Raw genomic sequence first — 13,702 nt, forward strand, 5'->3', positions numbered from 1 at the left:
GCGGGAGCGCATACGATGTGCGGACATGACCGGTACCGACGCCCCCTTCCTCCGCACCCTGTGCAGCCTGCGCTGGCTGGCCGTGGCCGGCCAGGCCGCGACGATCCTGGTCGCCACCTCGGTGCTGGGGCTGGAACTGCCGCAACTGCCGCTGTGGGCCGGCGTTGCCGCGCTGACCCTGTTCAACCTGTACGCGCAGCTGCGTGTCCAGGGCCCCGATACCGCGCCGGTCACCGCGTTCGGCCACATCCTGGTGGATGTCACCGTGCTGACCTGGATGGTGGGCTGGAGCGGCGGCATCGCCAATCCCTTCGGCTCGCTGTTCCTGATCCTGATCGCGCTGGCCGCGCTCGCCCTGCCCCTGCGCTGGACCCTGGCGGTGGCCGCGGCCTGCCTGATCGGTTATGCGGTCAGCGGCGTGTTCGGCCTGCCGCTGCCGAGCGGCTACTTCACCGGCGCGCAGATGCAGCAGTGGGGCGTGGTCTGCAACTTCCTGCTGTCGGCGACCGTGGTGCTGGTGTTCGCGACCCGGCTGGCGATCGCCCTGCGCCAGCGCGAGCATGAGCTGGCGATGCTGCGCGAACGCTTCGTGCGCAACGAGGGCATCGTCGCGCTGGCCACCCACGCTGCCTCGGTCGCCCACGAACTCAATACGCCGCTGGCGACCATGACCCTGCTCGCCGACGACATCGCCGACCAGACCGAAAGCAGCGAGGTCCGCGATGACGTGGAAACCCTGCGCGAGCTGCTGGTGCAGTGCCGTGAGCGCGTGCTGGCGCTCGCCCGCCCGGCCGCCGGCGATGCGCCGGGCCGCGACGCGGTGACCCTGCCGCAGGTGCTGGAACAGTGGCGGCTGGTGCGGCCGACCATCGCGCTGCATCGCAATGAAGATGCCCCGCTGACCCTGCCGCTGGACCCGGGCATCGGCCACCTGCTGATGGTGCTGCTCAACAATGCCGCCGACGCCGGCGAGAAGGCCGACCGCGCGCAGGTGGATCTGACGCTGCGCATCGAAGGCGACGACCTGATCGGCGAAGTGCGGGATTACGGCCACGGCTTCGACGCGCGCCAGGCGGTGCTGCCCGGCACGCTGTTCAACAGCGGCAAGACCGACGGCATGGGCGTCGGCCTGGCCCTGTCCCACGCCACCATCGAACGCCTGGACGGCGAGCTGTGGATGCGCCCGGCCAAGGGCGAAGGCACCCGCGTCGGCTTCCGCCTGCCTCTGTCCCCACGGGAGACTTCCGCATGACCACCTTCACTCCGGCGCCCGGCCTGGCCAGCCATGGCCTGCTGGTCGACGACGACGAACTCTATCTGCGCACGCTGCAGCGCAGCCTGGCCCGCAAGGGACTGGAAACCGTGACCGCCAGCGACACCGCCTCGGCGCTGCTGCTGGCCCGGCAACAGCCCCCGGCCTACGCGTTGATCGATCTCAAGCTCGGCACCGAATCCGGCCTCGCCCTGATCCAGCCGCTGCGCGCCCTGCGCGAAGACATGCGGATCCTGCTGGTGACCGGCTATGCCAGCATCGCGACCGCGGTGGAGGCGATCAAGCTCGGCGCGGACGACTATCTGCCCAAGCCGGCCACGGTGCCGATGATCCTGCGCGCGCTCGGCGAGGAAGACGATGGCCCGGCCGACGATGGCGACATGGAGCCGCCGGATGCGATGACGCCGATCAGCCGGCTACAGTGGGAACACATCCAGCAGGCAATGCATGAGACCGGTGGCAACGTCTCCGCCGCTGCGCGCCTGCTCGGCATGCACCGGCGCTCGCTGCAGCGCAAGCTGGCCAAGCGGCCGAGCCCGGAGCGCGACCCGAGCCGGTGAAGCGTCATTACCCCACGCGGCATGAGACAGAAACGGCGACCCGAAGGTCGCCGTTTCTGTTTCCGGAAGCCACAACGCAGAACCGCCGGACAGGCCGGCGGTTCGTGATGGCACGGGATGAGACGATGCTCAGCCCTTGAGCCGGCCCAGCAGTTCCAGCGTCACCGGGTCGGTGATCGCATGCGCCTGGCCTTGCAGCGCGGGCAGCAACTGGCTGGCCAACTGCTTGCCCAGCTCCACGCCGAACTGGTCGAAGGCGTTGATGTTCCAGATCAGCGACTGCACGTACACGGCGTGTTCGTACATCGCGATCAGCGCCCCCAGCGACTGCGGGGTCAGCGCGTCGAGCAGGATCAGCGTGCTCGGGCGGCCGCCGGGATACTCGCGGTGCGGATCATCGCTGCCCTGGCCATTGGCCAGCGCTTCGGTCTGCGCCAGCAGGTTGGCCATCAGCGCCTGGTGGTTGACCACGTAGGGATCATCGTTGTGCACGCAGCCGATGAAATCGGCCGGGATCACGCTGGTGCCCTGGTGCAGCGCCTGGAAGAAGCTGTGCTGCACATCGGTGCCCGCCCCGCCCCACCACACCGGCACGGTGTCGCTGGCGACCGGACTGCCATCGAGCTGCACGCGCTTGCCCAGGCTTTCCATCACCAGCTGCTGCAGGTAGGCCGGCAGCAGCGCCAGGCGCTGGTCGTAGGTCATCACCGCATGCGTGGCATGGCCGAGCAGGTTGCGGTTCCAGATGTCGGTCAGCGCGTGCAGCACCGGCAGGTTCTGTGCCAGCGGTGCGGTCAGCGCGTGTTCGTCCATCTGCGCCGCGCCCTCGAGCAGCTGCTCGAAGCGCGTGAAGCCGATGGCCAGTGCGATCGGGAAACCGACCGCCGACCACAGCGAATAGCGCCCGCCGACCCAGTCCCACATCGGCAGCACGCGGCCGGCGGCGATCGAGAAGGCCTTGGCCGCACGCTCCGGGTTGGCGCTGACCGCATACAGGCGCTCGCTGCCGCCCAGCCAGTCATGCAGGATCTGACCGTTGAGCAGGGTTTCCTGGGTGCCGAAGGTCTTGGAGATCAGGATGCCGGCGGTGGTGGCCGGGTCCAGCGTGGCCAGCGTGCGCTGCATCGCGGCGCCGTCCACGTTCGAAACGAAATGCACGCGGAAGCGTGCGCCGGTGACCGGACGCAGCGCATCGGCGACCAGCCGCGGACCGAGGTCCGAGCCGCCGATGCCGACGCTGACGATATCGGTGATGGTGGTGGCTTCCAGCGCGGCGACCAGCTCGCCCATCTGCTGGCGTACCTGCGCGGCGGTAGCGCAGGCCTCGCCGGCCACCGGCGCGCCGCTGGCATCGCCGCGCAGCGCGGTGTGCAGCGCCGCGCGGCCTTCGGTCACGTTGACCGTTTCACCGCGGAACAGGCGCTGGAAGCCGCCGGCGACATCGCGCTCGGCGGCCAGCTGCAGCAGTGCGTCCAACGCCGCGCGGTCGTACTTCTGCCGCGCGAAATTGACGTACAACGGACCGACCCGCAGCCCCAGCGATTGTGCGCGGCCCGGTTCGGCGGCGATCAACGAAGGGATGCTCGCGCCACGCAGGCGCTGGGCATGGGAATGAAGCGGGTCGAATCCGTTGTGCTGTGTCATGCGGCCTGTGTCGGGATCGTGTCGTTGGTGTGGGAGATCTGGTTCTTGCCGTCCACATATACCAACTTCGGCTTGAAGCTGTCAGCTTCTTCTTCGCTCATGCTGGCGAAGGCCGCGATGATGATGATGTCGCCCACCTGCACGTGGCGCGCGGCGCCACCGTTGAGCGACACCACGCCGCTGCCGGCTTCGGCGCGGATGGCATAGGTGGAGAAACGCGCACCGTTGGTGACGTCCCAGATGTGCACCTGCTCGAACTCACGGATGCCGGTGGCAGCCAGCAGGTTGTCATCGATGGCGATGGAACCTTCGTAGTTCAGCTCGGAATGCGTGACGGTGGCGCGGTGGATCTTGGTCTTCAGCAGGGACAGGTGCATGGCGACGGGACAACGGTAACGGAAAGGGAAATTCTAGCACCCGCTGGATCGGCGGCAGGGCGCGCGGCGCCGGTCCCGGGAGGGCGCTGCCGGCGGTTCAGCATCGTCACGACCCACACCCGACCCCGTAGAGCCACCCCATGGGTGGCTGCGAGGGACCGGGGGTCACATCGGCGGAACGGGGGGCACACCGGCCGGACGGCAGGTGACCCGTAGAGCTGCCACGCGTGGCGTGGCTCTACACCCGCCCCGCCCGGAGGTTTGCCCCCTCAGAACTCCAGGTTGTCGATCAACCGGGTGTTGCCGATCCGCGCGGCGATCAGCGCTACGCGGGTGCCGTCGTTGGCATCGGCCGGCTCGGACAGGTCCGGCAGGCGCACCACGGCGTAGTCGACCTGGAAGCCCGCCGCCTGCAGTGCGGCGGCCGCCTCGGCCTCGATCAGGCTGCGGCTCTTGCCGGCGATGAAGCCTTCGCGCATGCCCAGCAGCACCTGGTGGATGCTGGTCGAGACCGGCCGCTGCTCGGCGTTGAGGTACTGGTTGCGCGAGCTCATCGCCAGGCCGTCGTCTTCGCGGACGATGTCGCCGCCGACGATCTGGATCGGGAAGGCCAGGTCTTCCACCATCTGGCGGATCACCGCCAGCTGCTGGTAATCCTTCTTGCCGAAGGCCGCCACGTCCGGCTGGACCTGGTTGAACAGGCGCGAGACCACGGTGCAGACGCCATCGAAATGGCCCGGGCGGTGCGCGCCCTCGAGCAGGCCGCTGATGCCCGGCACGTTGACGCTGGCCGCCAGCTCGACGCCGAACGGGTACATCGATTCAACGGTGGGCAGCCACAGCACATCGCACCCGGCCTGCTCCAGGCCGGTGGTGTCGGCTTCGGGCGTACGCGGATAGCGGGTGAAATCCTCGTTCGGGCCGAACTGGGTCGGATTGACGAACACGCTGGAGACCACGCGGTCGGCGTACTGCCGGGCCAGCGTGACCAGCGAATAATGACCTGCATGCAGGTTGCCCATGGTCGGGACCAGCGCGACGCGCAGGCCCTCGCGCTTCCAGCCGTTGACGACGGCGCGCAGACGGGACAGTTCGGTGACGGTTTCGATCATGAGGCGTAGGCGTGTTCTGCGTCGGGGAAGGAGCCGTCGCGCACGGCGTCGGCGTAGGCACGGACCGCACCGGCAACCGACCCGCCTTCGGCAAGGAAATCCTTGACGAACTTGGGACGGCGATGGCCGCTGTCCAGGCCGAGGAAATCATGCAGCACCAGCACTTGGCCATCGCAGTGCGGGCCGGCACCGATGCCGATGGTGGGCACACTGATGTCCGCGGTGACCTGGGCAGCCACCGGCGTCGGCACGCATTCGAGCACGACCAGGCTGGCGCCGGCGGCGACCGCGGCCTTGGCGTCGTCGCGCAGTTGCTGGGCGGCATCGCCACGGCCCTGCACGCGGTAACCGCCCAGGCGCAGCACCGACTGCGGGGTCAGGCCCAGATGCGAGCAGACCGGAATCTCGCGCTCGACCAGGTAACGGATGATGTCCAGCTTGAAGCCGGCGCCTTCGATCTTGACCATCTCCGCACCGGCCTGCAGCAGGCGCAGCGAGGCATCCAGCGCGCGCTCGGGCGTCGCGTCGGCGCCGAACGGCAGATCGGCGACCAGCAGCGCGCGGTTCAGCACGCGGGCCACGGCGCGGGTGTGATAGACCATGTCGTCGGTGGTCACCGGCAGGGTCGAATCGTGCCCCTGCACCACCATGCCCAGCGAGTCGCCGATCAGGATCAGGTCCACGCCGTTGGCGTCGAAACTGCGGGCGAACCCGGCATCGTAGGCGGTCAACATCACCAGCTTCTGCCCAGTGCGCTTGGCCTCCGCCAATGCGGGGAGAGTCCAGGGCTTGCTGTCTGCGTGGGTACTCATGAGCTGATAACCGGTGGCGATAAGCCCCGCATTATCCTCCTATTGGAGCGATCCCGCAGGCCTCGACCCGCATCACAGCATCCCGCACGCGGCCGTGCCCGGGAATGGTGGCGTCCGGCGCGATCTCGGCCAGCGGCAGCAGCGCGAACGCACGCGCGTGCAGATACGGATGCGGCACCTGCAGCTGCGGCAGATCGATGACCTCCTCGCCGTACAGCAGCACGTCCAGATCCAGCGCGCGCGGGCCCCAGTGCACGGCCGGGTCGCGCACGCGGCCGAACTGGCGCTCGATCTCCAGCAACGCGTCCAGCAGCGCGGGCGCGGGCAGCGCGGTATCCAGCACGGCGGCGGCATTCACGAACGCCGGCTGGTCTTCGTTGCCCCAGGCCGGCGTGCGGTACAGCTGCGAGCACGCGCGCAACGTGGTCTGCGGCAGCACCGCCAGCGCCTGGAACGCATCGCGCAGGGTCTGCGCGGCGTCCCCGAGATTGGCGCCCAATCCGATACAGGCCAGGGTCACGGCTTACTCGCCTGCCACTCCACCGGGACGACGACGGCGGCGGCGACGCTTGCGCGGTGCACCGTCTTCGCCTTCGCCGTCGGCCTGGGCGGCATCCAGGGCCGAGTCGAGCTCGGTACCGGACTGCAGCTGGGCCTCGCGCCAGAACGCCACGTCCGCTTCATGCTCGCTGGAGGCGACCTGGCGCAGGACCAGGAAGTCGTAGGCGGCGCGGAAGCGCGGGTGGGTCAACGTACGGATCACGCGCTTGCGCTGGCGCGAGCCGAAGCGGCCCTGCAGCAGCCAGATTTCCTGCATCGGCAGCGAGAAGCGGCGCGGCAGGGCGATCGTGGTCAGCTGGTGCAGGGTCACGCGATCCGCGGCGCGGCGCTGTGCCTCTTCCAGTGCGACGCCCTGCTTCTGCAGGCTGGCCAAGGCGCGGCAGAAGGCCGGCCACAGCAGCAGCGCGAACAGGAACGACGGCGACACCGGTTCATCGTTGGCCACGCGCAGATCGGTGTTGTGCAGGCCTTCGATGACCATCCGGCGCAGCGCACCGCTGCGGTTGCTGCGCAGGGCGGCGGCGCTTTCCGGGAACATCACGTCGAGCAGACCGTAACGCTCCAGGCCTTCGAAGCTGGCCACGCCGTGCCCGGACAGGAACAGCTTGAGCACTTCCTCGAACAGGCGCGCCGGGGCGGCCTCGGCCAGCAGGTTGGCCAGGCGCGGCAGCGGCTCGGCGGTCGCCTCTTCGATCTGGAAGCCCAGCTTGGCCGCCAGGCGCACCGCGCGCAGCATGCGCACCGGGTCTTCCTGGTAACGCTGCTCGGGATCGCCGATCAGCTTCATCAGGCGTGCCTGCACGTCTTCAAAGCCACCGGTGTAATCGCGCACCGAGAAATCCTCGATCGCGTAGTACAGGGCGTTGCAGGTGAAGTCGCGGCGGATCGCGTCGTCTTCGATGCTGCCGTACACGTTGTCGCGCACGAGCATGCCGTTTTCCATCTCACGGTCGCCGCTGCCATCGTCGATGTTGGCGCGGAAGGTGGCGACCTCGATGATCTCGCGGCCGAACACCACGTGCGCCAGGCGGAAGCGGCGGCCGATCAGCCGGCAGTTGCGGAACAACTGCTTGACCTGCTCGGGCGTCGCGTCGGTGGCGACGTCGAAATCCTTGGGGTGGCCGTTCACCAGCAGATCGCGGACGGCGCCGCCGACCAGGTAACCGGCAAACCCGGAATCACGCAGCCGGTACAGGACGCGCAGGGCGTTCGGGCTGATGTCCTTGCGGGAGATGTTGTGCTGATCGCGCGGGATCACGCGCAGGCTGAACGGTGATGTAGCAGAGGAATTGATGTTGGCGCTTCCGGTTGAGTTTTCGGGATTGCCCAATGGCATCTAGGTCCATATACTAGCGCGCTGCGCAGTTCGCGACAAAGTCTGCTCCCTTCGTCTAGAGGTTAGGACGTGGCCCTCTCAAGGCTAAAACAGGGGTTCGAGTCCCCTAGGGAGCACCAGTCGCGGTGCAGAAAGCCAAAAACCCCGCCACCGCGGGGTTTTTTGCGTTCCGGGCCCGGGTTGTCGCTCCTGCCCCGCCCGGACCGGACCGGGGCGCACGCTCCCCGACCCGACCCGGCCCCTGCCCTGCGCGCAGGGCCGTCGGAAGCGGCTCAGCCCTCCATCTGCTCCAGTTCCTTGCCCTTGGTCTCCTTGACGAAGCGCAGCACGAAGAACACCGAGATCACCGCCGCGACCGTATAGATGCCATAGGCCCCGGCCAGGCCGATGCTGGCCAGCAGGACCGGGAAGGACACGGTGATGGCGAAGTTGGCGGTCCACTGCGCCGCACCGGCCACCGCCAGCCCCGAGCCACGAATCTGGTTGGGGAACATCTCGCCCAGCATCACCCACATCACCGGGCCCCAGGACATGTTGAAGAAGATCACGTAGACGTTGGCGGCCACCAGCGCCAGCGTGCCCATGCCGTCGGTCAACTGCAGCTTGCCGCCGGCATCGAGCGAGCCGCTGGCAAAAGCGAAGGTGACCAGCGCCAGCGAGACCGCCATGCCGACCGAGCCGGTCCACAGCAGCGGCTTGCGCCCGATACGGTCGATCAGGACCACGGTGATCAGGCAGGCGCCGATGCTCAGCGCTCCGGACAGCACGTTGATCAGCAGCGCGTCGTTCTCGGAGAAGCCCACCGCCTGCCACAGCACCGCGCCGTAGTAGAAGACGACGTTGATGCCGACCAGCTGCTGGAACACCGCCAGGCCGATACCGATCCAGACGATCGGACGCAGCCTGCCGGTCGCCTTGCTGACCAGGTCGGAGAAGGTCGGGCGGTGCTGGTCACGGGACAGCGAGCCTTCGATCTCGGTGATCTTGGCCTGGGCCTCGGCCGCACCGTACAGACGGGTCATCACCGCCAGGGCCTGGTCACGGCGTCCTTTGACCACCAGGAAGCGCGGGCTCTCCGGGATCACCAGCAGCAGGCACAGGAACAGCAGCGAGGGAATGGCCTGCATCCAGAACATCCAGCGCCATGCCGCCTGCCCCAGCCACAGCGCCTCGGTGGAGGCACCGGCGGCCTTGGCCAACAGATAGTTGCTGAGGAAGGCGCAGAACAGGCCGCTGATGATCGCGATCTGCTGCACCGTCGCCAGCCGCCCCCGATACCGGGCCGAGGCGACCTCGGCGATGTAGGCCGGCGACATCACGCTGGCCGCACCGACCGCGAAGCCGCCGATGACCCGGGCGATGATGAACACTGCGGAGCTGTGTGCCGCCCCGGCCGCCAGGGCGGAGAACAGGAACATCAGCGCGGCGATGATCAGCACGCCGCGACGACCGAGCCGGTCGCCGAGGCGGCCCGCGAAGAACGCACCGATCGCGCAGCCGAGCAGCATCGAGGCGACCTCGAAGCCGATCCCGGCCGAACTGGACTGGAAGGTGTCCTTCAGGCCATCGACGGTGCCGTTGATCACGCCACTGTCGAACCCGAACAGGAAGCCACCGATGGTGGCCACGCAGCTGATCAGGATGATGAAGCCGGTGTTCTCGCCGCCGGCGGCGCGGGGACTGCTGAGCGAAGCACTGGACATGGGAAACCCTGGGTTGAAGGGACGCTGCGGATCCGCGCAGCAGGGACGGGTGGACCAGATTCTCACACCTGCAGCGCACACGGGATTGATCGGCCGGATGGCAGAATGCCGCAGCCCCTGCTGTCGTGAGACCTGCCCCATGCCCGATGCCATCGCCGCACCCTCCACCGCTGTCGCGGATGCCCCCCTGCTGGTCGACAGCCGTTGCACCCATGGCGAAGGTGCACTCTGGTCGGCACGGCGGCAATGCCTGTTCTGGGTGGACATCAGCGAGCGCCGCCTGTGGCAGTACCGTACCGCCGATGGCAGCCACCGCAGCTGGCTGCTGCCCGACCGCCCCGGCTGCCTCGCCGAGGGCGAAGACGGCCGCCTGCTGATCGCGCTGGCCGGTTCGCTGCAGCGCCTGGATGTCGACCGCGATGGCGATGCCCCGGCCCCGCCCCTGGAATGGCTGGCCGATGTGGAGCCCGAGGTCGCGGATACGCGCAGCAATGACGGCCGGACCGACCGCGCCGGCAACCTGGTGTTCGGCACCATGAGCGAGGATCCCGCGCGTGCGCCGCTCGGCCGCTACTACCAGTTCTCGATGCGGCACGGCCTGCGCGAACTGAACCTGCCCGCCGTCGTGATCCCCAACGCGATCTGTTTCAGCGCGGACGGCACCACAATGTACTTCTGCGATTCGGTGCGCCCCGCGCTGTGGTGCTGCGACTACGACGCCGAGCGCGCGCACTGCGGCCCGCCCCGCCTGTTCGCGGCCCTGCCCGATCCGGGCTGGGAACCCGATGGCGCCATCATCGATGCCGAAGGCGGCCTCTGGAACGCGCAGTGGCGTGCTTCCCGCGTGGTGCGCTATCGACCCGACGGCCAGGTCGACCGGGTCGTGCTGCTGCCGGTGCGGAACCCGACCTGCGTTGCACTCGGTGGACCATCGCTGCGGCAGTTGATGATCACCAGCTCCCGGCTCGATCACACCGACGCAGAATTGGCGGCCAGCCCCCGTGCGGGCGGCGTGTTTGCGCTGGAAATCGGCATCGCGGGCCTGCCCGAGCAGCCCTTCCGCTGGTCCTGAGCCTTGCGCCGAGGGCATTTCGCGGTTTGAGGCACGATCCGACCCCGCGTCACGGACCAACCTGTTCTAGAATTGTCCGGCTTACTGTCGGATCCAGATCCAGCCATGCCTTTTGTCGTCACCGAAAACTGCATCAAGTGCAAACACACCGATTGCGTGGAAGTGTGCCCCGTGGATTGCTTCCATGAAGGCCCCAACTTCCTGGTGATCGACCCGGATGAGTGCATCGATTGCACCCTGTGCGAACCGGAGTGCCCGGTCAACGCGATCTTCCCCGAAGACGACGTGCCCGCCGGGCAGGAGGCGTTCGTAGCGCTGAACGCCGAACTGGCCCAGGCCTGGCCGGTGCTGACCGTGCGCAAGGACCCGCCCGCCGATGCCGGCGAATGGGACGGCAAGCCGGACAAGCTGAAGCTGCTGGAACGCTGAGCCTCCGGGTTCTGGCGGCAACGAAAAAGGGCGCCGAGGGCGCCCTTTTCGTTTCTCTGAGACGGTCCGGTTACGGAGCCAGCTTCGCCTTCAGCTCACCCAGCAGCTTGGTCGGGGCTGCGGCGGTCGCCGGCAGGCCACGCGGATCCACGGCGGAGACGTAGGCACCGGCATCGACGGCGACCACGCGGACCAGGAAATCGCTGCCTTCGAAGGCCACGTCGTAGGAACCGAGCAGCTGCGCCTTGCTGGCGATCTTCACGCCTTCAACGGACTCCAGCGCGGTGCCGACCTTGGCGAACACCTCTTCCTTGGTGCCCGGCACGGTGAAACCGGCATTGTTGGCGGCAGCCTGGGTCGAGGCCGGGGCCGGACGCGCAGCCTGCGAGGCCAGCGAGGAGCTGGTGGCAGCCGTGGCGGCGGCCTGGCCGGCCGGGACGTTCAGATCCGGCGGCACTTCCAGCGGGCGCACGTCCGGGGCCAGAGCGTAGTCGCCCTTGGCGCCGCGCTTGAAGCAACCGGTGGTGCCGATGAGGGTGGCGGTAGCCAGGATCGCGAAGGACAGCACGCGGATGGCGGAAACGGATTGACGCATGGGAATCTCCTGGGTGACCACTGTCATCAGTGGTTGGATAGTGCTTCCAGCGCACCGATATCGGTGGCCAGGTGTTCGGCAGCGGCGTGATGGGCCGCGGACAAGGGCAGCAGCGGCAGGCGCAGGCCGTCACCAATGCCGATCCGGCGCAGCAGGTCCTTCACCGGGATCGGGTTGGACTCCACGCCGCAGAATTCATGGAAGGGCTCAAGACGGGCATCCCACGCCTCGGTCGCCTCGCGCTCACCGGCCGCGGCCAGGTCGCACATCCGGCGGTAGGCCCCCGGCAGCGCGTTGGAGCCGACCGAGATCAGGCCATCCACGCCGGACAGGATCGAGCGCGCGGCGGTGCCATCGTCGCCACTGAGAATGACGAAATCCGGCGAACGCAGGGCCAGCAGCGCATGGACCCGGCCGACATCGCCGACCGCTTCCTTGATGCCCACGATGTTCGGATGACTGGCCAGTTCGGCCACGGTGTCGGGCAGCATGTCGCAGCCGGTGCGCCCGGGCACGTTGTACAGGATGACCGGCAGGCCGCCCTGGTCGGCCACCGCGCGATAATGCGCGATCAGGCCGGCCTGGGTCGGGCGCACGTAAGGCGGGGTCACCACCAGCGCGTGGGTGGCGCCATTGGCGGCCGCCCGGCGGGTCTGCTCGATGGTTTTGGCCGTCCCCGACAGCCCGGTCCCGGCCAGCACCGGAATGCGCCCGGCCACGGTTTTTACCGCACTGCGCAGCAACTGGTCGTACTCGTCGTCGGACAGGGCCGCCGCTTCACCGGTCGAACCGGCCACCACGACACCGTGAACACCACCCTCCAGTTGCAGGTGCAGCAGGCGCTGCCAACCGTCGGGATCCAATGCGCCGTTCGCCTGGAAGGGCGTCGCCAGCGCGGTGATGAGACCGGAAAGGGACAAGGACATCGTGCTCGGAAGAAAAGGGGGCACCCCGCCTGCGTAAACGCCGGCCAGATGTACGTCGCATGTTACTTGCGGGTCGAAAGCGCGGGCAAGTATGCTGGACTCCGGCGAACGTGCCGTCGTCCGGCCGTTCAGACTCACCTTGCATCACCCGGAACCATCTTGACCGACACCACGCCGCGGCCTGCGCCGACCGAAAACCACCTCCTGATCAACGCCTATACGACGCATCCGGAGTCCCCCCTGCTGCCTGTGACCCGGCGTATCGCCGACAGTGGCTGCAATCTGGTCGATGCCCGCCTGGCCACGGTCGGTCGCGACGTCTCCGTCACCGCCCTGGCCACCGGCTCGTGGGATTCGGTGGCCAAGCTGGAGGCGATGCTGACCCGGCTCGAGCGCGAGGAAGGCCTGAAGCTGGTCTGGTACCGCACCGGTGCCAAGCAGGCGCAGTCCAACCTGCTGCCCTACATCGTGGAAGTGATCGCGGCCGACAAGCCGGGGATCCTGTTCCAGCTGGCCGATTTCTTCGACCGCCAGGGCATCACCATCGAAACCCTGCAGAGCACGCGTTACCGCGCGATGCAGACCGGTGCGGAAATGTTCTCGGCACAGGTCACCATCGGCGTGCCCGCGAACATGCACATTGCCGCGCTGCGCGATGATTTCCTCGAGTTCTGCGATCACCTGAACCTCGATGCGATCATGGATCCGATGAAGTTCTGATGTTTCGCGCGTTCGTCACGGGCGCGCGGGGTTTCATGCAGGTGTAGTAGACGTACCCCAGGATCCGGAAAGGAACCCATGAACGACGGCGACACCCTGGACAGCACCACCCTCGCACTGCCGCTGGCCTTGTCCGGCGGCGAGACCACCACCCTCGGCGATCTCGCCGGCCAGTGGCTGGTGCTGTACTTCTATCCCAAGGACAGCACCCCGGGCTGCACCACCGAGGGCATCGATTTCAACGCGCTGCTCCCGCAGTTCACGAAGGCCGGCGCCCGCGTGTTCGGCGTCTCCCGCGATTCGGTCAAATCCCACGACAATTTCTGCGCCAAGCAGGGCTTCGCCTTCCCGCTGATCAGCGATGGCGACGAAGCGCTGTGCACCGCGTTCGACGTGATCAAGCTGAAGAACATGTACGGCAAGCAGGTGCGTGGCATCGAACGCAGCACCTTCCTCATTTCGCCGGACAGTCGTATCGTGCAGGTGTGGCGCAAGGTCAAAGTGGCCGGCCACGCAGACACCGTCCTTGAAGCCCTGAAGGCCGCGAAAGCCCAGTGATCAACCCGGCACCCCCAATGGCCA

At 67.9% G+C, this 13,702-nt stretch carries 15 protein-coding genes and 1 tRNA gene; 7 read left to right on the forward strand and 9 right to left on the reverse strand.

Annotated elements, in window-relative coordinates:
• Positions 1-25: 25 nt before the first annotated feature.
• Together HDC96_RS06370 and HDC96_RS06375 are read left to right on the forward strand one after the other, a co-directional pair.
• Positions 26-1,252 carry an ATP-binding protein gene (locus HDC96_RS06370; RefSeq protein ID WP_179459224.1) on the forward strand — a complete coding sequence of 409 codons (1,227 nt, stop codon included), beginning with the start codon at positions 26-28 and terminating at the stop codon, positions 1,250-1,252.
• Positions 1,249-1,833, forward strand: coding sequence for a response regulator transcription factor (locus tag HDC96_RS06375; protein WP_179459225.1), 585 nt, complete (start codon positions 1,249-1,251; stop codon positions 1,831-1,833). Before HDC96_RS06370 ends, HDC96_RS06375 begins: the two co-directional genes overlap by 4 nt.
• Positions 1,834-1,962: 129 nt before the next feature.
• On the opposite strand, the gene pgi is transcribed toward HDC96_RS06375, so the two are convergent.
• The 6 genes from pgi to pcnB all read right to left on the reverse strand — a co-directional run bounded on the left by pgi (position 1,963) and on the right by pcnB (position 7,669).
• The gene (gene pgi / locus HDC96_RS06380; RefSeq protein ID WP_179459226.1) at positions 1,963-3,477 is read right to left on the reverse strand and encodes a glucose-6-phosphate isomerase; all 1,515 of its coding nucleotides are present in this window, start codon (positions 3,475-3,477) and stop codon (positions 1,963-1,965) included.
• Complete coding sequence (gene panD / locus HDC96_RS06385; RefSeq protein ID WP_019183273.1) at positions 3,474-3,854, reverse strand: aspartate 1-decarboxylase; 381 nt, start codon at positions 3,852-3,854, stop codon at positions 3,474-3,476. The genes pgi and panD overlap by 4 nt, the downstream gene beginning before the upstream one ends.
• 269 nt (positions 3,855-4,123) lie before the next feature.
• On the reverse strand, positions 4,124-4,966 hold the full coding sequence (panC, locus tag HDC96_RS06390) for a pantoate--beta-alanine ligase (RefSeq protein ID WP_176989674.1): 843 nt from the start codon (positions 4,964-4,966) through the stop codon (positions 4,124-4,126).
• Positions 4,963-5,778, reverse strand: coding sequence for a 3-methyl-2-oxobutanoate hydroxymethyltransferase (gene panB, locus HDC96_RS06395; protein ID WP_179459227.1), 816 nt, complete (start codon positions 5,776-5,778; stop codon positions 4,963-4,965). Before panB ends, panC begins: the two co-directional genes overlap by 4 nt.
• Before the next feature lie 31 nt (positions 5,779-5,809).
• Positions 5,810-6,298 carry a 2-amino-4-hydroxy-6-hydroxymethyldihydropteridine diphosphokinase gene (gene folK, locus HDC96_RS06400; protein ID WP_179459228.1) on the reverse strand — a complete coding sequence of 163 codons (489 nt, stop codon included), beginning with the start codon at positions 6,296-6,298 and terminating at the stop codon, positions 5,810-5,812.
• Between the two features lie 3 nt (positions 6,299-6,301).
• Entirely contained in the window at positions 6,302-7,669 is a 1,368-nt protein-coding gene (gene pcnB, locus HDC96_RS06405; protein WP_152151658.1) for a polynucleotide adenylyltransferase PcnB, read from the reverse strand.
• 50 nt (positions 7,670-7,719) lie between these two features.
• On the opposite strand from pcnB, the gene HDC96_RS06410 reads away from it, so the two are divergent.
• A tRNA-Glu gene (locus tag HDC96_RS06410) sits at positions 7,720-7,794 on the forward strand.
• A gap of 153 nt (positions 7,795-7,947) precedes the next feature.
• Here HDC96_RS06410 and HDC96_RS06415 read toward each other — a convergent pair.
• Positions 7,948-9,378, reverse strand: a complete 1,431-nt coding sequence (locus HDC96_RS06415; RefSeq protein WP_179459229.1) for a sugar porter family MFS transporter — start codon at positions 9,376-9,378, stop codon at positions 7,948-7,950.
• Positions 9,379-9,517: 139 nt separating this feature from the next.
• Between HDC96_RS06415 and HDC96_RS06420 the strand changes: the two genes are divergently transcribed.
• The gene (locus HDC96_RS06420; RefSeq protein ID WP_179459230.1) at positions 9,518-10,450 is read left to right on the forward strand and encodes an SMP-30/gluconolactonase/LRE family protein; all 933 of its coding nucleotides are present in this window, start codon (positions 9,518-9,520) and stop codon (positions 10,448-10,450) included.
• Positions 10,451-10,555: 105 nt separating this feature from the next.
• Entirely contained in the window at positions 10,556-10,879 is a 324-nt protein-coding gene (gene fdxA / locus HDC96_RS06425) for a ferredoxin FdxA (protein WP_123728932.1), read from the forward strand.
• 70 nt (positions 10,880-10,949) lie between these two features.
• Here the strand turns inward: fdxA and HDC96_RS06430 are convergent, their stop codons facing one another.
• Both HDC96_RS06430 and dapA read right to left on the reverse strand, forming a co-directional pair.
• Entirely contained in the window at positions 10,950-11,474 is a 525-nt protein-coding gene (locus tag HDC96_RS06430; RefSeq protein WP_179459231.1) for a hypothetical protein, read from the reverse strand.
• A 26-nt stretch (positions 11,475-11,500) separates the two neighbouring features.
• Entirely contained in the window at positions 11,501-12,394 is an 894-nt protein-coding gene (dapA, locus tag HDC96_RS06435; protein WP_179459634.1) for a 4-hydroxy-tetrahydrodipicolinate synthase, read from the reverse strand.
• 165 nt (positions 12,395-12,559) lie between these two features.
• On the opposite strand from dapA, the gene HDC96_RS06440 reads away from it, so the two are divergent.
• Complete coding sequence (locus tag HDC96_RS06440) at positions 12,560-13,120, forward strand: glycine cleavage system protein R (protein ID WP_179459232.1); 561 nt, start codon at positions 12,560-12,562, stop codon at positions 13,118-13,120.
• 78 nt (positions 13,121-13,198) lie between these two features.
• Positions 13,199-13,678, forward strand: a complete 480-nt coding sequence (locus HDC96_RS06445; protein ID WP_179459233.1) for a peroxiredoxin — start codon at positions 13,199-13,201, stop codon at positions 13,676-13,678.
• Positions 13,679-13,702 lie beyond the last annotated feature (24 nt).

The organism is Stenotrophomonas sp. JAI102 (assembly GCF_013409105.1).
GTDB classification, from domain to species: Bacteria; Pseudomonadota; Gammaproteobacteria; order Xanthomonadales; family Xanthomonadaceae; genus Stenotrophomonas; species Stenotrophomonas maltophilia_AA.